Genomic DNA, 21,003 nt, shown 5'->3' with positions numbered 1-21,003 from the left:
AACAATCATGCTGGACACCATCGTACGTTTTTTCCAGGAAGGCGGCCCCTTCATGTACCCCATTGCTGTTGTATTGGCGCTGGGCCTGGCCATTACCCTGGAACGATTTTTCTACCTCTCCGGGGTGAGGCGGCGCAACCGGGCGGCCTTCGAACGGGGCATCCTGCCATTGCTGCAGAAGCGTGATTACCAGCGGGCCATGAAAGCGGCAAGCAACTCGGATAGCGCCATTGCCTCCATCATGGGCGCGGGCATCGGTCGGTTGCTGAGCAACAGCCGGCGGGAAGATATTGAATACGCCATGGAGGAGGGTCTGATGGAAGTCCTTCCACGGCTGGAAAAGCGCACCCAGTACCTGGCGACCCTGGCCAACATCGCCACCCTTCTGGGGTTGTTGGGCACGATTATCGGCCTGATTGCAGCCTTTACCGCAGTGGCAGCGGCAGACCCATCCCAGAAAGCCAGCCTGCTTTCCGAGAGCATATCCGTGGCCATGAACACCACTGCCTTTGGACTGATGTCGGCGATACCCTTGTTAATGTTCCATGCCGTGCTGCAGACCCGCACCAACGAAATTGTGGACAGTTTTGAAATGGCGGGTGTGAAACTGCTGAACATTGTTTCTGATCCTGTTTCGAACCCCAATGCCCAGCCATCCGCAGCCTGAGTTGATGCCATGAGACGCCGACACCGCAGGCTGAGTACATCGCCGGAGCTGGACATAACCGCCTTTCTGAACCTCATGATCGTTCTGGTGCCGGTTTTGTTGCTGGGCATGGTGTTCAGCCAGGTCCGCATAATTGAACTGAACTTTCCCGGAATGGAGGCCGGGGAAGTTCCAAAAGCCGATGAGCTTCGCCTGGTGGTAACACTGATTCCGGCGGGTATCGAAATTGCTGACAGCGATCGGGGGCTGATTCGTGTGCTTCCGAAAAAACAGGGTGCACAGGACTTTGAAGCGCTTGGTGACGTCCTTCGCCAGGTGAAAGGCCGGCTACCGGAGAAGACCGATGTGGTGCTGGAAGTCGGTCCCGATATCGATTACCAGACGCTGGTTACCGCCATGGATACGGTTCGCTCATACCCGGCCGTGGTGGCGGCCAGTGTGGTGGAGGCCGAGCTGTTTCCGGACGTTTCCCTGATGGATGCATCGGATAATCGCCAGTTGGCGGCCACTGTCCAGGAAGAATCCGGGGAGGGCGCGTGAGAACATCCCGAAAGGCCCGCAGGATCCAGCGGCAGCGGCACTACGGCCGCATGCACAGACCGGGTGGCCTGAACCTGGTGTCGCTGATGGACATCTTCACCATTCTGGTTTTCTTTCTGATGGTGAATTCCTCCGATGTGAAAGTCATGAAGAACACCGCCGATGTGCCGTTGCCGAAATCGACGGCACAGCAGGAAGCCGCAGAGAATCTCACGGTGCAGGTAACCGGCAACGCCATTCTGGTACAGGGAAAGGAAGTGGCCCGGCTGGAGGGAATCGAAACGGGAGATGACCGTATTTCCGGTTTGTCGGAGGAGCTCACCTGGCGACGTAACCGCTGGACCGAGATCCCCGAGGAGGGACTGGAAGTTACCATCATGGCCGGTCGCGATACCGATTACCGGCTGCTCCGGAAAGTGATGCAGACCTGTGTTGATGCGCAATACCGGCAGGTGCGGCTTGCGGTGGAAGGGGAGGTTCGCAATGGCTGATACCTTGTCTCCTGCGGGGCATTCCGCCGGGCTGCCGTGGGGCCGGGATACCGGTGAGAACCTCCGGTTTGGTGCCATTGTCGGGGTGACGTTGGCGCTGTTACTGCCTCCGGCACTGTTGATTCCGACACTGGACCTGCCGGAGATTCAACGCAGCGAGGCTGAACAGATCCCGCCCAGGCTCGCGCGCCTTGTGGAGCGGCCAAAACCCATTGTTACACCAGAGCCTGTGACGCCAGAGCCTGCCAGACGGGAGCCGGTTGAGCCAGAGCCGGAGCCCGAGGCTCGAAAAAAAGAACCGGAAAAGGCGCCCCCTGAGCCGGTGAAGGCTGAACCGAAACCCGAGCCCCGGCCGGAGCCTGCCCTTGCCCGGCAGGCCAAACCCCGGCAAACCACTGAGCAGGCGAGGGAGAAGGCGTCCCGGTCCGGGCTGCTGGCGATGAAAGACCGGCTGGCCTCCCTCAGGGAGCCTGAACCGGCGCCGGCCCAGCAATTCGTGGCGAATACGGATTCCGACAGCATGGCGCGCACCGTTCCCCCCGGGGATTCCGGGAAGGTGCTCAGTGGCAGTGGCGGGGTTACAGACACTGTGGCCCCGGAAACATCGGTGAATGTGGCCGGGCACGAAGTCAGGAAAGTCGAAGCGCCTGTTGAGGAAACCCGTGCCGTAGCGGCGAAGCCGGCTAATCCCGGGCCGTCCGTCGGTGAGCGGGCCATGAGCAATATTCGCAAGGTATTTGACGCCCAGAAAACCGCACTCTATTCCCTGTACCGGCGGGAGTTGCGGCAGGACCCAACGCTTGAAGGCAAGGTGTTGCTGGAACTGGTGATCGAACCAGACGGTTCGGTTTCCGCCTGTGACGTTGTCAGCTCCGAATTGCAGCATCCGTCCCTGGAGCAGCGTATTGCCATGAGGGTAAGGTTGTTCAATTTCGGTGCCGACAAGGTCGGGACCCGCACGGTTCGGTTCCCGATTGATTTCCTGCCCGGCTGAATCAGCTCTCGATGGTGATCCTGGGTAGCCGAGGCTTGTGCAGGGAGACTTTTTCCGTCGGCGCAATAACCCTGGCTTGGCCGGAGACCACCTGCTGGCCATTCTGGTTCCGCACATCACAGCCAACCACAATACGGTTTCTCGGATCCTTGCGCAGCACTTTCAGGTTTACCGTCAGGGTGTCATCCAGCTTTACCGGACGCCTGAATGACAGGCTCTGCTCCAGGTAAATGGTGCCCGGGCCAGGCATAACCGTTGCCAGTGCCGCTGAAATCAGGGAGCCGCTCCACATGCCATGGGCAATGCGTTCCTTGAACCTGGAGCAGGCGGCGAAATCGGAGTCCAGGTGTACCGGATTCACGTCACCGGACACCGCCGCAAACAGCACCAGCTCGTCTTCCGAAAGGGTGCGTATGAAGGTGGCGGTATCGCCCTCGTTCAGCTCGTCATAGGTAATATTTTCAAGAGTATCAAGAGTATCAAGAGTATCAAGAGTATCAAGAGTATCAAGGGTATCGCTCATGGTGCGCTCCGCACTGATGTCATTTGTGTACAGCTGTTCGGGTAAGAACCCCGAAAACTACCTCATCGGTTACAAAACTGCTATTCTCTCCCCACTTTTTTGAGTCTGATACTTTTGTCGGGTTGATTTTTTGACCAACCTGACATCGGTAAATCATTCTAATCAAAAGCGCCAAACAGGAGATGGTGATGGATTTTGAGCAGTTTTATCAGGATAAATACCCCGCCGGCGTACCTCGCGAGGTTGACCTGAGCAAGTACAAGAGCATGGTGGATGTGTTTGAGCAGGCCGTCAAAAAGTTTGCTGACCGTCCTGCATTCTCCGCTGTTGGCGCAACGCTCTCCTATCGTGACCTTGACACCCAGAGCCGCAACTTTGCAGCCTGGATACAAAACAAGACCGATCTGAAACCTGGCGACCGTATCGCGGTTCAGATGCCCAATGTCAGTCAGTACCCGGTGGTTGTGTTTGGCGCCATGCGTGCTGGCCTGATTGTGGTGAACACCAACCCCTTGTATACCACCCGGGAAATGGAGCACCAGTTCAACGATTCCGGTGCCAAGGCATTGGTGGTGCTGGCCAACATGGCCGGGAACGCCGAAAAAGTGCTGCCCCATACCGGCATCGAACACGTCATCGTGACTGAAATTGCCGACATGCATTCACCGATCAGGCGCACCCTGATGAATGCGGTGATCAGGCACGTCAAGAAGATGGTGCCCCCGTTCAACATACCTCAGGCCCATAAACTGCCGGCAGTGCTTAGTGCCGGTGGCCGGGAAAAGTTTACACCGGTTGAGTGCAAACGGGACGATATCGCAGTTCTGCAGTACACCGGCGGCACTACCGGTGTGGCCAAAGGCGCCATGCTGACCCACGGAAACCTGGTGGCAAACCTGTTGCAGACCCGCCCGATGATGGAGGGTATGGTCGTCGAGGGGCAGGAGGTTGTTATTGCGCCCTTGCCGCTGTACCACATTTATTCCTTCACCCTGAACTGCGGCATCATGCTTGAGGCCGGTGCCCACAATGTCCTGATTCCCAACCCGAGAGACATCCCGGGTTTTGTGAAGGAGCTGAAAAATCACAAGTTCACCGCGTTCCTGGGCCTGAATACTCTGTTCGTAGCACTGTGCAACAATGAGGAATTCCAGGCCCTGGACTTCACCAGCCTGAAGCTGACGTCCTCCGGCGGTATGGCCCTGACCAGCGACACGGCGAAAATGTGGCAGCGGGTGACTGGCTGTGAGATCTGCGAAGGCTTCGGTATGACTGAAACCTCGCCAGTGGTGACCTTTAACCCTCCCAGTGCCATCCAGATTGGCACTATCGGCCTGCCCATTCCCTCAACCCTCGTTCAGACCCTGGACGAAGAGGGTAGTGAAACGCCCCTGGGCGAGCCTGGCGAGCTGTGTGTGAAAGGTCCTCAGGTTATGCGTGGATACTGGCAGCGCCCGGAGGACACCCAGAAGTCCTTCACGGAGGACGGTTTCCTGCGCACCGGTGATATCGCCCTGATCCAGGAAGACGGCTACATTCGCATCGTTGATCGCAAGAAGGACATGATTATCGTGTCTGGCTTCAACGTGTTCCCGAATGAGGTTGAGGATGTTGTCAGCAGCCACCCGAAGGTGGTCGAGTGTGCCGCCGTGGGCATTTCCGATGCCAAGAGTGGCGAAGCGGTCAAGGTTTACCTGGTGCCGACAGCCGAGGGCGTGACCGGGAACGAGCTCAAGGAGTTCTGTCGCGAGCGTCTGACGGCCTACAAGGTGCCCAAGTACTTTGAATTCCGCGATGAACTGCCCAAAACCAACGTGGGCAAGATTCTGCGGCGCGAACTGCGGGACGAGGCCAACAACCAATAAGCCTGCCCCGGGCTCTTGCAAGGAATACCCTGCTTCGGCGGGGTTTTTCCGTTTTTAACCACCTGACTTTCCCGATAGACTGTCGCCCAATCAGATCCGAGTGAGCGTAATTCCGGCAATTCAATGACAGACACCCGTTCCGATACTTCCAGAACACCGACACTCAAACCGGACGGCGAAGCCGCCGTCAAGGCCATGATGGCGCAGCTGGACGCCTGCAACCAGCAGGAAGCGGCACGCATCGTGAAAACCCTTGCCCGCACCAAGGGCAAGCCGGGCCAGAAAGACCTGGAAAAGATGGCCAACTGGCTGGAGCGCGGCCTCGGGAAGGTGCAGCAGCGACACGCCCTGCACAAACCGGCGAGTTTCCCGGAGGGGTTGCCGGTTTCCGAGCGGGTGGATGATATCCGGGAGGCCATCGAAAACCACCAGGTGGTGATCATTGCCGGTGAAACCGGTTCCGGTAAAACCACCCAGATCCCGAAAATCTGCATGAACAGCGGCCGGGGTACCCGGGGGCTGATTGGCCACACCCAGCCCCGCCGAATTGCCGCCCGCAGTGTGGCCGCCCGGATTGCCGAGGAAATCGGTGAACAGACCGGTCAGCAGATCGGCTACCAGGTTCGATTCACCGATAACACCTCGGAGCAATCCAGGGTCAAGGTGATGACGGATGGCATCCTGCTGGCGGAAGTTCAGCACGACCGGTTTCTGGACCGCTACGACACCCTGATCATTGACGAAGCCCACGAGCGCAGCCTCAACATCGATTTTCTGCTCGGCTACCTGCGCCAGCTCCTTCCCAGGCGACCGGACCTGAAGGTCATTATTACCTCGGCAACCATTGAGGTGGACCGGTTCAGCGAGTTCTTCGACAAGGCTCCGGTGATTGAGGTAAGCGGGCGGACCTATCCGGTGGACATCCGTTACCGGCCGCTGACGGGCGATGAAGATGACCGGGATCAGGGCTGGACCGACGGGGTTCTGGGTGCCCTGGAGGAAATCGAACAGCACGAGCGCAGTGAAAAGCAGCCACCGGGCGATGTGCTGGTGTTCCTGCCCGGCGAGCGGGAAATCAGGAACCTGAGCAAGGTTCTGCGCCATGTCGATCTGAAGCATACCGAAGTGCTGCCGTTGTATTCCCGCCTGAGCAATGCCGAGCAGAACCGGGTGTTCCAGTCTCACAAAGGCCGGCGTATTGTGCTTTCGACCAACGTGGCGGAAACCTCGCTGACGGTGCCGGGCATTCGTTATGTGATCGACACCGGCGTTGCCCGGATCAGCCGCTACAGCGTTCGCTCCAAGATCCAGCGGCTGCCGATAGAACCCGTGTCCCAGGCCAGTGCCAATCAGAGAGCGGGCCGCTGTGGTCGTGTGGCACCAGGCATCTGTTTCCGGCTGTACGACGACACCGACTTTATCAACCGCCCGGAATACACCGATCCGGAAATCCTGCGCACCAACCTTGCTTCAGTCATCCTTCAGATGGCCACTTCCGGGCTCGGCGAGATCCGGCAGTTCCCGTTTCTTGAACCGCCGGACAAACGGCAGGTCAACGACGGCTACAAGCTGCTGGAAGAGCTGGGGGCAGTTGATGACAAGCGTCGCGTTACCAAGCTCGGGCGAACCATGGCGCGACTGCCTCTGGATCCGCGGCTGGCCAGAATGCTGGTAACCGCCGCCGACCTTGGCAGCTTGTCGGAAACCCTGGTCATCATTGCCGGCCTGAGCATTCAGGACCCCCGTGAACGCCCCCAGGACAAACAGCAGGCGGCCGATCAGGCGCACGCCCCGTTCAATGACAAGGAATCGGATTTCGTTACCCTGCTGAACGTCTGGAACTATTACGAGGAGCAGCGCCAGGAGTTGTCCCAGAATCAGTTGAAGAAGGTCTGCCAGAAGAGCTTCCTGAGCTGGATGCGAATGCGGGAATGGCGGGACATCCATCGCCAGCTCACCCTGATTTGCCGCGAACAGAAACTGGCGGTGAACAAGGAGGCCGCCAGCTACGAATCGCTCCACAAGGCTATTCTGGCCGGCCTGCTGGGGCAGGTGGCCGTCAAGGTTGAGAAAAAGGAATATCTCGCCACCCGCAACCGGAAGGTGATGCTTTTCCCGGGCTCCAGGGTTTCCAAAACCGGTCCCAAGTGGATTGTCGCCACCGAGATTGTTGAAACCAGCCGGGTGTTCGCCCGGGTGGTGGCGTCCATTCAGCCGGAATGGATTGAGCCCCTGGCTGGCCACATTGTTAAACACCATTATTTTGAGCCCCACTGGGAACAGAAACGGGCTCAGGTGATGGGCTACGAGAAGGTGACGCTTTACGGCCTGGATATCGTGGCCAAACGTCGGATTCCCTACGCCAAAGTGGATCCGGCCGAGTGTCGCACTCTGTTCATCCGCAGGGCGCTGGTTGAGGGCGATTACCGGTCCAGGGCACCATTCATTGCCCGTAACCGGGAAATACTCAATACCGTGGAAAACCTGGAGAAGAAAACCCGGAGGCGGGATCTTCTGGTCGATGATGACGTTCTGGTGGCGTTCTACGAGGAGCGCCTGCCGGCGGATATCGTCAGCGGGCGCCATTTCGAGAGTTGGTGGAAAGGCCTTTCGGCGGAGCAGCTGAAAGATCTGGAACTCACCGAAGACGACATTCTCCAGCGCCCGGTCGACGCCCAGGCGGCGGAGTTGTACCCGGATTACCTGGAGTGGGAAGGCGTCCGCTACCCGCTGAGTTACGAATTCGAGCCTGCCAGCGAACAGGACGGCGTTACCCTTCAGGTTCCCCTGATGGCCCTGAAGCAGATTCCGTCCCGCCGGCTTGAGTGGCTGGTGCCGGGGCTGTTACGGGAGAAATGCGTAGCCCTGGTGAAGTCCCTCCCCAAGGCATTGCGCCGCAATTTCGTCCCTGTACCGGATTTTGTTGATGCGGCCCTGGCCAATCTCCAGCCATCCAATGAGCCGCTGGCTTTGCAACTGGGCGAACAACTGCGCCGGATGACTGGCGTGAGAATCGACCCGGACGCCTGGTCTGAGGCGGAATTGCCCAGGCATTTGCGGATGAACCTCCGGGTTATGGGCGATGGTGGAAAGGCGATTGCCGAAAGCCGGGATACCATCGAGCTTCAGGGTCAGCTTGAGGGCCGGGCAGAGGAGGCGCTGGCTTCGGCGACCCGTGACAATGCCTCGACGGAGCCGGTGGGGGCCTATACCGACTGGAAGTTCGGACAATTGCCCGAACAGGTACAGACCGAAAAAGGCGGGATGCAGGTAACGGTGTACCCGGCACTGGAAGACCTCGGCAAACAGGTCCGGCAGATTCGGTGTCTGGACCGTTTGACGGCAGAGGACATTACTCGCAAGGCGGTTGCCCGCCTGATTCTCAACCGGTTCGGCAAGACCCTGGATGACCTCGAGCGCAAGCTCCCGGAGTTCCGGCAATCCGCCCTGATGTTTGCCCCGGTGGGCCAGGCAAAAGTTCTGCTGGACGACCTGCTGCTGGCGACGGCCATGCAGCATTTTCTCATCGAAGGTATCCCGAGAAATGCCGATGACTTTGAGCACACGTTTGACAGGCACCGGGGAGATTTCATTCCCGCGCTTGAGCAGGCGGACGAGCGGCTGTTTCAGGCCATGTCCGGCTACCAGAAAGTGGCGAAGCGGCTCAAAGGCAAGATCAACCTGGCCCTGGCGAACAGCATGGCGGATCTGAAGTTCCAGCTGCGGAATCTTGTCTATCCGGGCTTCCTGGTAGATACGCCGCCGGAGTGGCTGGCGGAATTCGGTCGTTACTTCGAGGCCGCCCTGATCCGGCTTGAAAAAATGCCCCGGGAAATGGGCCGGGAGCGCGAATTCCTGCATACCATCGAGCCACTCTGGTCCCGCTATGCGGTAAAGCGTGACGAACAGCAGCACCAGGGTGTGCGGGATCCGGAGCTGGTGCTTTACCGGTGGATGCTTGAGGAGTTCCGGGTATCGTTTTTTGCCCAGCAACTGGGCACGGTTATGACGGTATCGGTAAAACGGATGGACCGGCAGTGGGAGAAAACCCGGGTTTAAGGCGTCGACAGACCCGCACCAATCCGGCGCCCCTGACTGATTCCCGGCGGGCAAAACCCGGAGACTGTGTTAGTATTTCTGACAGTGGATTTTTCTGACATCCTGTTTTCACAATCATGACGTGGGGTTAGCGTGATTAAAGCCGTTATTAGCGGGACCGGTCTCTACACACCGCCAGCAACCATTGATAACGACGAACTGGTGGAAGCCTTTAACCAGTACGTCGAACTGTTTAATGCAGAGAATGCAGACGCCATTGCCCAGGGCGAGGTTGCCCCATTGCAGCCATCCTCTTCTGCCTTCATAGAAAAAGCCTCCGGTATCAAGCGCCGCCATGTTATCGACAAGGACGGCATCCTTGATCCCAAGCGCATGGCGCCTTACATCCCGGAGCGCAGTAACGAAGAGCGCTCCGTTCAATGCGAAATGGCCGTCGCCGCCTGCCGCGAAGCGCTGGAACAGGCAGGCAAATCCGTACAGGACGTGGATGCCGTTATTGTCGCCTGTTCGAATATGCAGCGCGCCTACCCGGCGGTTTCCATCGAAGTTCAGGAAGCATTGGGGATCAACGGTTTTGCCTATGACATGAACGTTGCCTGCAGCTCGGCGACCTTTGGCCTGCAGGCTGCCGTGAATTCCGTGGAAAACGGCAGCGCCCGTTCGGTGCTCGTGGTGAGCCCGGAGATCTGCTCCGGCCATCTGAACTTCCGGGACCGGGACAGCCACTTCATTTTTGGTGATGCCTGCACGGCGATTTTTGTGGAGCGGGAGGAGGATGCCCGCGCCGGACAGGGGTTCGGGATTCTCGGTACCAGCCTGAAGACGAAATTCTCCAATAACATCCGGAACAATTTTGGCTTCCTGAACCGGGCAGACGAATCCGGCATTGGCAAACCCGACAAGCTGTTTGTGCAGCAGGGTCGCAAGGTGTTCAAGGAGGTTTCACCACTGGTGGCTGAGACCATCCTGAACCAGCTTCGGAGCCTCGCGATTGCCCCGGACGATCTGCGGCGAATGTGGCTGCACCAGGCCAACCTCAATATGAACCAGCTGATTGCCCGCAAGGTGCTGGGCCGTGATGCCACCGAAGATGAGGCGCCGGTTATTCTGGACGAGTACGCCAATACCAGCTCCGCAGGCTCCATCATCGCCTTCCACAAGCACAAGGGAGACCTGGCCAGTGGTGATCTGGGCGTGATCTGTTCGTTTGGGGCAGGTTATTCGATCGGCAGCGTCGTGGTGCGCCGCCGATAGTCTCTCGCCGGGTTAACCCGTTGCCAGCGCCCGCAAGGTCTCTGGCAGCGGAGCCGATGACCGTGTTGCCCGGTTGAACCAGACAATTTTGGCATAACCTTCCCCATAAATGGCGCCGGTATCGACATCTGTCAGCAAATGATAGGTGTCGAGGCTGGTGTTGCCTGCTTTGTCAGCGTATGTTTTCACCTCTACCGTTGCCGGATGGTTCAATTCCTTTAGAAAGGTGGCACTGGTCTTTATAATAATCGGGCCGGTTGGCTCGCCGGGACCGCCGAGTTCCAGTGACGCCAGCCACACAATCCGCGCTTCCTCAAAGAAACGGAAGTAAACTGTATTATTGGCGTGGCCGTATGCATCCATGTCTCCCCAGCGGAGCGGCATGGTAATCGTGCTTACAAGATTTCCCGGGACTGACATCGGGTTCCTCCGTAACAACGGTTTAATAATGATAAGTAAAGCGCCGGTATTTTCGGCGAGTCGAGACGAATTAAACAACCCATGAGCCGAAAATGAAATATCTTTTTATCCGACGCTGGTTGATCGCCATCGTGACGAGCCTTGCTATGGCGGTGCTTTTTCCCGCCAGTCAGGCAACAGCCCAGACCATGAAGGAGCCCGCGCCGGAAGGCTCAGTGCCGGTTGACCTGAAGGACCCCTGGGAGAACTGGAACCGCAAGGTGTATAACTTCAACGAAACCATTGACCGGTGGTTTCTTAAGCCGGTGGCACAGGCCTACCGGAACTTTACCCCGCGGCTGATCGACCGGGGTATTACCAATTTCTTCAACAACCTCACCGAACTCCGGAACTTCACCAACAGCGTGCTCCAGTTAAAAGGGGAGTCCGCGGTGGTGGCTGTCGGGCGTTTTACTTTTAATACAACGTTCGGCCTCCTGGGCCTGATTGACGTGGCCACGGCTTTCGAACTCCCGGAGCGGCCGGAGGATTTCGGACAGACCCTGGGCTACTGGGGTGCGGGACCGGGACCCTATCTGATGCTACCGCTTCTTGGTCCCTCGACACCCCGGCACTTCACCGGCTTTGTAACTGACGGGTTTGCTCTGCCTTCAGCCTGGGACACCGTGGAAAGCCATGAGGCTTATTCTGCCCGGGCTCTCCAGATTGTCGATAAGCGGGCTGATCTGATTCCGGCGGAGAGCTTCATTTCCGGCGACAGGTATGTTTTCCTCCGAAACGCGTTTTTACAACGTCGTGAGTTCCTGATAAACGATGGGAAAGTGGTCAATGATCCGTTTGCCAGTGGCAATGATGAAAATCTGATGCTGGATGATTTCTGAGTTTCGGGCGGGTTGAAAGGAGGTCAGCGGTGCTAGAGGATCCAAGATTAGCCAAGTTCCGGAAAATGCTGGCCGAGGCGCCGAACTATGAAGTCTGGAAGGCGGCGGCGCTGGAACTGGATTTTCTGGAGGGCAATGCCGAGTGGAAAGAGGACTTTGCCTCTGGTCTCTACCACTACGAGCTCATTTATGATCGCCTGAGCAACCTTAAGCAGTATCGTCAGCAGAACGACGTTGAGCGCCTGAAGCGGGCCCTGAGGGAGGGCTTGCATCACGATCTTGGTAACATGGGCAATCCTGCGCTCTACACCCGGTCCCGGGTTGGCACCAAGCATCTGATCGAGGAATACATTGCCCAGGTGTGCGAAGCGCTGGATTTCCTCTGCGACCATTCGGTGCCCGGTTTCCCCGTGGCGGACAAGCTCCAGTTTTTCCGGGATACCCTGACAAGCTACGGCCGGCCGACATTGCTGCTCAGTGGCGGTGCCACCCTCGGCATGTTTCATTTCGGGGTGATCAAGGCGCTCTGGGAGAAAGGCCTTCTGCCCCAGGTGATCGCCGGTTCCAGTATCGGCGCCATCATTGCCGGTATTCTCGGTGTGCATACCGATGCGGAAATACCGGAAATGCTGGTACCGGAAAACCACAACCTCAAGGCCTGGAAGTGGCGGGGCCTGATCAGTGCCGTTCGCGGCGACGGCCTCATGGATCAGGAGCAGTTGCGCGGCTGCCTGCGGGCGAATATTGGTGAATACACCTTCGAAGAGGCCTACCAGCGTACTGGTCGCTCTATTAACGTAAGTGTGTCACCGGTACAGGCGCATCAAAAGGCGCGATTGTTGTGCGGCTATACATCGCCCTACCTGATGGTGTGGAGTGCGGCTCTGGCCAGTGCGGCGGTTCCGGGTATTTTTCCGCCGGTCACCCTGATGAAAAAAGACATCCACGGCAATACCCTGCCTTATATGCCACGCCTCAAGTTTGTGGACGGTTCGGTGGTCAGCGATCTCCCAATTGACCGCCTGATGCATCTCTACGACGTTAACTACACAATTGTGAGCCAGGCCAACCCCCATGTTGTGCCGTTCCTCACCCAGCGAGGCAGAGACGAAAAGCTCTCCCTGGGCAGTCTCCCGATGCATCTGCTGAAATCGGAAATCCAGTTCCACGGCAAGGGGGTATTCGATTACCTGCGCAAACGGGTAAGGCCGGAACTCCTGCGGCAGGTGTCCGGTCAGTTGTACACGATTATGGCTCAGCGGTATTCGGGAGACGTTACCATCGCACCAACCTATTCATTCAGGGACTATCGCCGCATGCTGGCTAATCCGGATCCCGCCTACGTAAGGGAAATGATTCTTGCCGGCGAACGGGCCACCTGGCCCAGGATTTCCATGATTCGCTCCCATGCCCGGATCTCCAAAACCCTTGAGCGGTGCGTGCGTCGACTGAAACAGCAGAACCGGCGCACTGCCGGGCTCAGGTTGGTTAATAACGCGGATTCCGGTACCTCCTGACATGTATTACGATTTTTTCGGCTTTCGCGAACCGCCGTTTTCTATCGCCCCAGACCCCCGTTACCTCTATCTCAGTGATCGCCACAAGGAAGCTCTGGCGCACCTGATGTACGGTGTTCAGGGCCAGGGCGGCTTCATTGTGATTACCGGTGAAGTAGGGACCGGGAAGACCACGGTATCCCGCTGCTTTATTGAAAACGCTCCGGACAATGTCGATATAGCGCTGATTCTCAACCCCCGGCTCTCTGCGCGGGAGTTGCTGTCCTCCATCTGCGACGAGCTTGAGATTCCCCACGACATCGGCGCCACCATCAAGGAACTGGTGGATCTCATCAACCAGGACCTGCTGAAGGCGCACGCGGCGGGCCGTCACAAGGTGTTGATGATCGACGAAGCCCAGAATCTGTCTGCGGAGGTGCTTGAACAACTCAGGCTCCTGACCAATCTGGAAACCGCCGAGAAAAAACTGCTGCAAATTGTCCTGCTTGGCCAGCCGGAACTGCAGGAGATACTTGCCCTTCCGGAACTGCGGCAACTGAACCAGCGGGTAACCGCGCGTTATCACCTTGATGCGATTGGCAAGGACGAGCTGCCGGCCTACCTTCGCTATCGACTCAGCGTGGCCGGCATGCGCGGGGACATTTTCTCGCCCCGGTCCGTTCAGCGACTGTACCGGGAAAGCCAGGGTATTCCCCGGCTGATCAATCTGATCAGCGACCGGGCTCTGCTTGGGGCCTACGCGGAAGGTGAGCATGAAATTACCGCTGATCACATTCGGCACGCAGCAAAAGAGGTTCGTGGCCATTCCGCTGGCCCCGGGCCATCGCGGCAAGGTGGCTCACCAGACAGATCCCAGTACCTGATCGTTGCGGCATCCATGCTTGTTGCCATTATCGGAACCGCCTGGCTGTTTGAGCGTTGGGCCCCGGGCGAGCCGGCTTTCGCTGAGCAGCCCCCGGGGGAGCCATTGCAGGGTGCCATCGAGCGGGTTGCGGATGAGCCGGGCAAAATGGCTGAGGCGGAAATGCCGGAAAGGGCGGATTCCGCGAACAACAACGAAGTTGCTGAGCGTCAGGCTCTTGCGGAACTGGACGTTCCCGGTCAGCTGCTGGATTCAGTCGATGCCTTCCGGATGTTATTCGGGATCTGGGGGCGCAATTATCAGCCTGCCGATGCGCCAGTGGCCTGTGATTTTGCCAGAGAAAACGGGTTGGCGTGTCTGGAGCGGCAGGGCAGTCGCCGGAGCCTTGAGTTTCTGGATCGCCCGGCGATGTTGCGGCTTCAGGATCAGGCCGGCAACGACGGTTACGTTGTGATTCGTCACCTAGATGGCGACATGGCCGAAGTTGCGTTGCCGTCCGCTAACGTGGAGCTATCGTTCGCCAGTATCGAGCCTTACTGGTTTGGGGAATACCGGGTATTGTGGCGCCTTCCGGAATACCTCACCGGCGACGGCTTTTACAGTACCGGGAACGGCCAGCAGTTATGGATTGGCGCCCGGATGATGGAGCTGGCGGAGACGCTCAGTGCCGGCCGCCCGGAAAGCGATCAGATCAAGCGGATGAGTGCCGAAGAGCAGGTTCGCTGGTATCAGTCCCTCCGGGGTCTTACCGTTGACGGAATCGCCGGCGCCATGACCATCATCCAGATGAATAACGATCTTGAGGCGTCTGTTCCCCGGCTTCAGCCCTCAGTGCCGGGAAACCGGTCGGGAAATCGGTCGGGAAATCGAGAGTAACTATGTCTTATATTCTTGACGCATTAAGAAAATCCGAAACGGAGCGCCGCCAGGGGCGGGTGCCCGACCTTGGCCAGCAGGTGCAGCTGATACACCGGCCAAAGAAGAAGCGGGTATCGCCGGTGGCCTGGGTCGCTGTCGCCCTGATGCTCAACGCCGGCGTGCTGGCGTTTGTCTTCTGGCCAGGCTCCCAGCCACCAGATCAGCCGGCCGAACAGGTTGAAGCGCCACCGGTGACACCGGCACCGGAACCGGAACCGGAACCGGAACCGGAATCACCTGTGAGCCTGCCGAAGGCTGAGGCCGCCGCGGCGCCCGTGCCCCGGGAGCGGGCGACCATTATTGTACCCTCATCCGATTCATCACAGACTTTTCCACCCTTGCCGGTGCCTGAGCAAGCGGGCAGGGTGCCCCATCTGGTAGAGTTGCCCCTTTCGTTTCAGAAGAGTGTCCCGGATTTGACCTTTAACAGCCATATCTACTCATCATCCCCGGCGTCCCGCCGCGTCATGATTAATAATGCCTATCTGCGAATCGGTGATTCGTTTTCCGGTCTGCGGGTGGAAGACATCACCGGGGAGGGCGTTGTACTCAGCCTTAACGGTCAACGCTTCCGGGTTGGTGTGGTCCGGGACTGGGTGAGCCCCCGATAATGGCTCTGACTGACGACACCAAGCACGAGATTCAGCAGGGCTACCGCGACGTGCTGGCAGGCAAGGATATCCGTGCCCGCTACGGCCAGCGGTTGATGATCGCTGAAATTGCAAAATACATGGGTGAGATCACCGGGAACGATGGCCAGAGAACCTCGCCGGCGTCAGCGTGCGTTGTAGAGGCGGGGACCGGTACCGGCAAGACCCTGGCTTATCTTATCGCGGCAATTCCCGTGGCCAAAGCCCTGGGCAAAACCCTGGTTATTTCCACGGCCACCGTTGCATTGCAGGACCAGATTGTTCTGAAGGACCTCCCGGACCTCAAAAAGCACAGCAAGATGGATTTCAACTGGACCCTCGCCAAAGGGCGGGGCCGGTATCTTTGCATGTCCAGACTGGAGGCGCGCCTGCACGACGAGGGCAATGGCGACAGCGACACCATGCCGCTGTTCCTGCTGGATGGCCCCAGGTCCGAAGCGTCGGGCACACGGGCTTTCTTCGAGGAGATGCTCGCCAGTTATGGTTCAAGAAACTGGGATGGCGACCGGGACCACTGGCCGGAACAGATTCCGGACGATGTCTGGCGCCAGGTCACAACAGACCACCGGCAGTGCACCAACCGCCACTGCAGCTACTTCGACAGCTGTGCGTTTTTCGACGCCCGGAAAGATCTGGATGATGCCGATATCGTAGTGGCGAACCATGATCTGGTGCTGGCGGATCTGGCGCTCGGTGGCGGTGCCATTTTGCCCGAGCCTGAAAACGCTTTGTACATTTTTGATGAGGCCCATCACCTTCCGGACAAGGCCCTGAATCATTTTGCCGCCTCGGTTTCCCTGAACGCCACACGCCAGTGGCTGAAGCAGCTCTCCCAGGCGCTGGTCAAAATGCAGCCTTACCTGCCGGGAGGCAGCCAGGCTGCCAAGAGTCTCGACCGCATTGGCTCTGCGTCCCGGGATGTCGATCTTGTTCTGGCCAGGGTCTATGAGGAAGCAGAGCAGAATACCGGCTGGGAATTCAACGAGGAGCGCCGAACAGCCCAGTGGCGTTACCCGGAGGGTGAGCTCCCCGAAGCCATGGCGGATCTGTCGGCTGAGACCCGGATTGCCACCGCGAACCTGGTGCGTCAGCTTGGTGTGCTGGCGGATGAGTTGCAGGGGGCGTTTGATGAACGCAAAGAGCACGAATTAGACCGTGAGACTGCCGAGGCATGGTATCCGGTGATCGGCTCTTTCCACAGTCGTGCCGAAGATCAGTTGAGACTTTGGACGGCCTGGTGTGAGCAAGGAGGTAGCCCGCCTCCCGCGCGCTGGGCGGTCCGGCAGCGATGGGATCACGCCGAAGACATTACCCTCTACAGCTCTCCGGTGCTCGCAGACGATCTGCTGTATTCCCGGCTCTGGTCCCGGGCCTACGGGGCTGTGCTGACCAGCGCAACGCTGACCGCGCTCGGCCGGTTTGACCGGCTTAACGCCCGGGCGGGATTGCCCCAGGACAGCCGTTTCCTGGTGGTTCCCAGTTCCTTCCGTTATGCCGAAATGGCCACCGTGGAAGTGCCGGCGATGTCTGCCCTGCCGACCGATGACGGGTTTACCGATGAGCTGGTCAAGCGCCTGCCCGATCTGTGGGCAGGTGAAAAGGCAACGCTGGTTCTGTTCACTTCCCGGCGCCAGATGATCCAGGTGCGTGACGCACTGGCGCCGGACTATCCGGAGCTGATTATCACCCAGGATGACATGGCCAAGGGTGAGGTGCTTCGCCAGCATTGCAGCCGCGTGGATGAGGGGCGGCCCAGTGTGCTCTTTGGGGTGGCCAGTTTTGCCGAGGGTATCGACCTGCCGGGTAAATACCTCCACCACGTGGTCATTACCCGACTGCCGTTCTCTGTGCCGGATGATCCGATAGAGGCGGGCCTTGCTGAATGGGTAACCCGGCGTGGTGGTAATCCGTTTATGGAGATCACGGTGCCCGATGCCTCGATCAAGCTGGTTCAGGCGGTCGGGCGCTTGCTCAGGACCGAGCAGGATACCGGCCGGGTCACCATTCTGGATCGCCGGATCATCGCCAGGCGCTACGGCCAGCTGTTGCTTGATGCCTTGCCGCCGTTCCGGCGGATCATCGAACGCTGATCCTCCCCGGCACCATTCTTTCGAGTACGATGCGTTCAGGTAGATAGCCCGCCCAAAAAAAAGAGCCAGCCCAGATGGGGTGGCTCTCATCAAAGGGGTCCTTTTGAACCCGGGCGTCGAAACAACGCGGAACAAGAAATCTGAAGGCCTGAAGTTTCAGAATTCCTGGCAAGGTTTCCCTCACCGTTGAACAAATGATAGAGGAGCAGGGGGCGTAAACGGATCGTCCAAAGGGCGTAGCAGGCTTAGAAAGTTGCAGTTAAATGTGACAGGGGTCCCATTTCGTGGGCGCTGTTGTCAGTTATCAAGGAGCCCGAGTTGCCGCGCCCGGGCCAGCGCTTCGGTTCTTCGGCCCACGCCCAGCTTGCCGTAAAGGTTACGGATGTGGGCCTTGACGGTGGCCGGAGCCACACTCATCCGGGAAGCGATCTCCTTGTTGGCGTGGCCCTGGTGAATCAGTGCAAGCACTTCCAGCTCACGCTGGCTGAGGGGCTCTGGAAGGGTTTCCGGTGTTTTGGCTGAGCGTTCCGGCGACCTGACGGTTTCAGTCGCCCGGGTTGCCGCGGCCGTTCCAGCCATCTCTTCCTGCTTCAGAAGCATGGTCCGCACGCCGCTGTTCCAGCTACCCGGTGCGTTCAGCGCGGGTAAAGACAGCAGGAGCGAACGGAGGTGCGGGCTTTCTTCTGCCAGCAACCGCATAAATCCGGCGTCGGCGGCCCGGCTGATTGCCCGGGTGAGCATTTGTCGGGACTCTTCTGTGCGGCCCTGAAGTGCCAGGGCCTCGCCATAAACCAGCAGGATCTCCACCAGATGACGGTTGTGGGCGTTACGCTCGGCCGGCTGAAGGAGTGCGCTGAGAATTTCCTGGGCCCGTTCAGGTTGATCCAGGGCCACCATTACCCGCGCCTCACTGATCCGGTTCTGTTCCCGGTTCAGGGGATTGGTGAACTCGGCATCCACTCTTGAATCGAGACAGCCCCGGGCTTTGTCCGGGAAACCGGCGGCCAGGTAGCACCGAGCCAGCAGGGCGGTACTGGCCGGTGGTTCGAAAAGAATCTGTTCCCGGCGTTTCCGGGCGGTTTGGGCGGCGTCCTCCAGCGCCTCGATGGCCTCCTGGAGTTTGCCCTCGCTGAAGGCAAGGTGGCCGCGGACGTACTGGATGACCACGTGCTGCCCGGCTTCCGTGCCCCGTTCCACGTGTTCAAGCAATGGTTGAAGGTGGGTGGCCGCAAGCTGGGGATGGTCCCGCTCCCGGTGAATTTCGCACAAGGTGCTGTTCTGCCAGCAGGAAATCAGCCTGGGCTGGCTGGGGTCCGCATAGTGCCGGTCCACCCACTGACGGATATCGGTGCAGGTATCCAGGGCCAGGTCAATATCGCCACGGTTGTACTGAATCCATGCCAGCAATCCGCCGCTGGAGAGAACGGTGCTCGGCTTTTGTTCCACCTGACCGTAGCGGACGGCGGACTGCAGGGCGTCTTCGGCTTCGGTGAGCTCGCCCTTGCCATAGTAGTCCAGGCCCAGACCGTAATAGGTCACCGATTTCAGGGGGATGCGGGTATGATCGATTTCTTTCAGAACCTGCCGTGTGAGATCGGTGGCGCTTTTGTCATCGCTGCGGGTCCGGGCCAGGTATGAGCGCATCAGTGAGATCTCGCTCTGGAGCCCGAGCGCGCCTTCGGCATCAGGATGGGAATCCGCCACGTGCCGGTCGAGAAGATCTTCCAGAGAGCTCAGCAAGGGCGCCAGGGTGTCCACACGGTTGGCGAAGAACAGCCCCCAGATTCGCAGCATCTGAAGTTGTGGGTTGTCGGTGACCAGATCCTGGGGCAGGGCGTCTAGCCAGTTCAGAACCGGTAAATGATATCCGCCATGAATCAGGTTATTGCCATGCTCGGCCAGTACCCGGGCCAGCCAGTGCCAGTCTGCGTGACGGACGATCTGGGCAATGCCTTCCTGAACATGGCCGTGGGCCAGCAACCAGTCTACGGTTCTCTGCCACAATTGCGCTGCCTTCTCGGGTTGGCTGTGACGAATACGAAGGAGCAGGGCATCCCGGAACAGATCGTGATAACGAAACCACTCATTCCGGGTGTCGAGGGGGATCAGGAAAAGGTTCTGGCTGAGCAACTTCTCCAGGATTTCCTGGCTGTCGCCGGAGCTGCGGATCGAATCGCATAATGAGGCGCACAGGCGCGGACAGCAGGCGGTTTCCAGCAGAAAATCCGCCAGTTCCGCCGGCTGTTGGTCTAATACCTCGCTCAATACATAGTCACTGATATGGCGCTCGTCCAGATCAATCTGCTTCGTTCCCGCCGGGTTTCCTTTGCCGGACAGTGCCGACAGCTGCATGGCGGCAACCCAGCCTTCTGTTTTCCGGCAAATTGCCCGGACGTCTTCCTCGGAAATGTCCAGGCCCATGGTGCCCTGAAAAAATTGCCGGCATTCTTCTTCTGAAAACGCCAGGAGTCCGGGATGTAGGTCCTGGGTCCAGCGGCGCACCCGCCACCGTGCCAGAGGCAGCGGCGGTTCGGTCCGGGAAGCAAGGGTTACGGCGACGCCCGGAGGCAGGTAATCGACAAAATAGGCGAATTGCCGGTGTATGGCAGGTTCGTGAATGAAATGAAAATCGTCCAGTACCAGGGTCCAGGGGCTGCCATCCCGTGCCAGGGTGTTGATTAGCCCTGTAATCGCTTCGGTGAAGGCCTCGTCGGTGCCGTGGGCCAGTTGTTTGCGCAGCTCACCGGCACCGGCCAGGCCGGCGTGTTCGAAGGCGCCGGTAACATACTGCCAGAAGCGCCTCGGCTCATCATCGTGCTCGTCCAGGGAAAGCCATGCGGCCGGTGATGACGACCGCGAGCACCATTGAGTCACCAGGGTGGTTTTTCCGAACCCTGCCGGTGCAATCACCAGATTCAGGCGTCTCGGGCCATCGGGCTCAAGGAGCGCACTCAACCGCTCGCGTTTTACCGCGCGGGAATCAGAGGTGGGCCTGAGGAATTTGGTGGTCAGCAGCATGGTTTCCCTGAAAGGTGGAGCGTATCGATTAGGGATTGTGTCCTTTGTCGTGACCAAGTCAAGGGCCATGGACGCACTGGATCACTCGTAATCAGTCTTAATCACTATTAATCAGTCTTAATCGCTCTTGTTCACGACCGGGTTTTATCAGGGGCTGCGGAAATGCAATTTTGGTCTAAACTGTGTGAAGAGAATTGCCTATATTAAAAAAGAATGAAAGCCTGTATTTTTATGCGTATTCTTCTTCAGGGTCC

General features: G+C 58.7%; 15 protein-coding genes. 12 read left to right on the top strand and 3 right to left on the bottom strand.

The features are described 5' to 3' along the window. The first annotated feature begins 7 nt into the window (after window positions 1–7). From D0851_RS02840 to D0851_RS02825, 4 genes are read left to right on the top strand one after another with little or no spacing between them, the layout of a single operon-like run. Entirely contained in the window at window positions 8–667 is a 660-nt protein-coding gene (locus D0851_RS02840) for a MotA/TolQ/ExbB proton channel family protein (RefSeq protein ID WP_117617264.1), read from the top strand. 9 nt (window positions 668–676) lie between these two features. Then, a complete protein-coding gene (locus tag D0851_RS02835) occupies window positions 677–1,207 on the top strand; it encodes an ExbD/TolR family protein (RefSeq protein ID WP_117617263.1) in 531 nt (176 codons plus the stop codon). Then, window positions 1,204–1,698, top strand: coding sequence for an ExbD/TolR family protein (locus D0851_RS02830; RefSeq protein ID WP_227539420.1), 495 nt, complete (start codon window positions 1,204–1,206; stop codon window positions 1,696–1,698). Before D0851_RS02835 ends, D0851_RS02830 begins: the two co-directional genes overlap by 4 nt. Then, complete coding sequence (locus D0851_RS02825; RefSeq protein ID WP_117617262.1) at window positions 1,691–2,692, top strand: AgmX/PglI C-terminal domain-containing protein; 1,002 nt, start codon at window positions 1,691–1,693, stop codon at window positions 2,690–2,692. Before D0851_RS02830 ends, D0851_RS02825 begins: the two co-directional genes overlap by 8 nt. 1 nt (window position 2,693) lies before the next feature. On the opposite strand, the gene D0851_RS02820 is transcribed toward D0851_RS02825, so the two are convergent. After that, window positions 2,694–3,215 carry a MaoC/PaaZ C-terminal domain-containing protein gene (locus tag D0851_RS02820; protein WP_117617261.1) on the bottom strand — a complete coding sequence of 174 codons (522 nt, stop codon included), beginning with the start codon at window positions 3,213–3,215 and terminating at the stop codon, window positions 2,694–2,696. A gap of 188 nt (window positions 3,216–3,403) precedes the next feature. Here D0851_RS02820 and D0851_RS02815 point away from each other — a divergent pair, with 188 nt between their 5' ends. From D0851_RS02815 to D0851_RS02805, 3 genes are all read left to right on the top strand, one after another. Beyond that, window positions 3,404–5,080, top strand: a complete 1,677-nt coding sequence (locus tag D0851_RS02815) for an AMP-binding protein (RefSeq protein ID WP_117617260.1) — start codon at window positions 3,404–3,406, stop codon at window positions 5,078–5,080. A 123-nt stretch (window positions 5,081–5,203) separates the two neighbouring features. Then, on the top strand, window positions 5,204–9,139 hold the full coding sequence (hrpA, locus tag D0851_RS02810; RefSeq protein ID WP_205422259.1) for an ATP-dependent RNA helicase HrpA: 3,936 nt from the start codon (window positions 5,204–5,206) through the stop codon (window positions 9,137–9,139). A gap of 132 nt (window positions 9,140–9,271) precedes the next feature. Then, window positions 9,272–10,393 (top strand): beta-ketoacyl-ACP synthase III, encoded by a 1,122-nt coding sequence (locus tag D0851_RS02805; RefSeq protein ID WP_117617259.1) that lies wholly within the window; start codon window positions 9,272–9,274, stop codon window positions 10,391–10,393. Window positions 10,394–10,405: 12 nt separating this feature from the next. Here D0851_RS02805 and D0851_RS02800 read toward each other — a convergent pair whose 3' ends face one another. Then, window positions 10,406–10,813 (bottom strand): acyl-CoA thioesterase, encoded by a 408-nt coding sequence (locus D0851_RS02800; protein ID WP_117617258.1) that lies wholly within the window; start codon window positions 10,811–10,813, stop codon window positions 10,406–10,408. 92 nt (window positions 10,814–10,905) lie between these two features. On the opposite strand from D0851_RS02800, the gene D0851_RS02795 reads away from it, so the two are divergent. The 5 genes from D0851_RS02795 to dinG are packed head-to-tail and all read left to right on the top strand — an operon-like array spanning window position 10,906 to window position 17,731. Next, on the top strand, window positions 10,906–11,694 hold the full coding sequence (locus D0851_RS02795) for a VacJ family lipoprotein (protein ID WP_117617257.1): 789 nt from the start codon (window positions 10,906–10,908) through the stop codon (window positions 11,692–11,694). A 29-nt stretch (window positions 11,695–11,723) separates the two neighbouring features. Next, window positions 11,724–13,211 (top strand): DUF3336 domain-containing protein, encoded by a 1,488-nt coding sequence (locus tag D0851_RS02790; protein ID WP_117617256.1) that lies wholly within the window; start codon window positions 11,724–11,726, stop codon window positions 13,209–13,211. 1 nt (window position 13,212) lies between these two features. Continuing rightward, complete coding sequence (locus D0851_RS02785; RefSeq protein WP_117617255.1) at window positions 13,213–14,949, top strand: ExeA family protein; 1,737 nt, start codon at window positions 13,213–13,215, stop codon at window positions 14,947–14,949. A gap of 2 nt (window positions 14,950–14,951) precedes the next feature. Next, window positions 14,952–15,602, top strand: a complete 651-nt coding sequence (locus tag D0851_RS02780; RefSeq protein ID WP_117617254.1) for a general secretion pathway protein GspB — start codon at window positions 14,952–14,954, stop codon at window positions 15,600–15,602. Next, on the top strand, window positions 15,602–17,731 hold the full coding sequence (gene dinG / locus D0851_RS02775; protein ID WP_117617253.1) for an ATP-dependent DNA helicase DinG: 2,130 nt from the start codon (window positions 15,602–15,604) through the stop codon (window positions 17,729–17,731). Before D0851_RS02780 ends, dinG begins: the two co-directional genes overlap by 1 nt. Window positions 17,732–18,028: 297 nt before the next feature. On the opposite strand, the gene D0851_RS02770 is transcribed toward dinG, so the two are convergent. Further along, entirely contained in the window at window positions 18,029–20,749 is a 2,721-nt protein-coding gene (locus tag D0851_RS02770; RefSeq protein ID WP_117617252.1) for a LuxR C-terminal-related transcriptional regulator, read from the bottom strand. Window positions 20,750–21,003: the final 254 nt, after the last annotated feature.

This window comes from Marinobacter sp. Arc7-DN-1, from assembly GCF_003441595.1.
In the GTDB taxonomy this organism is placed as follows: domain Bacteria; phylum Pseudomonadota; class Gammaproteobacteria; order Pseudomonadales; family Oleiphilaceae; genus Marinobacter; species Marinobacter metalliresistant.
The sequence above is the reverse complement of the archived record's forward strand: the minus strand, read 5'-3'. Positions and strand labels throughout refer to the sequence as shown.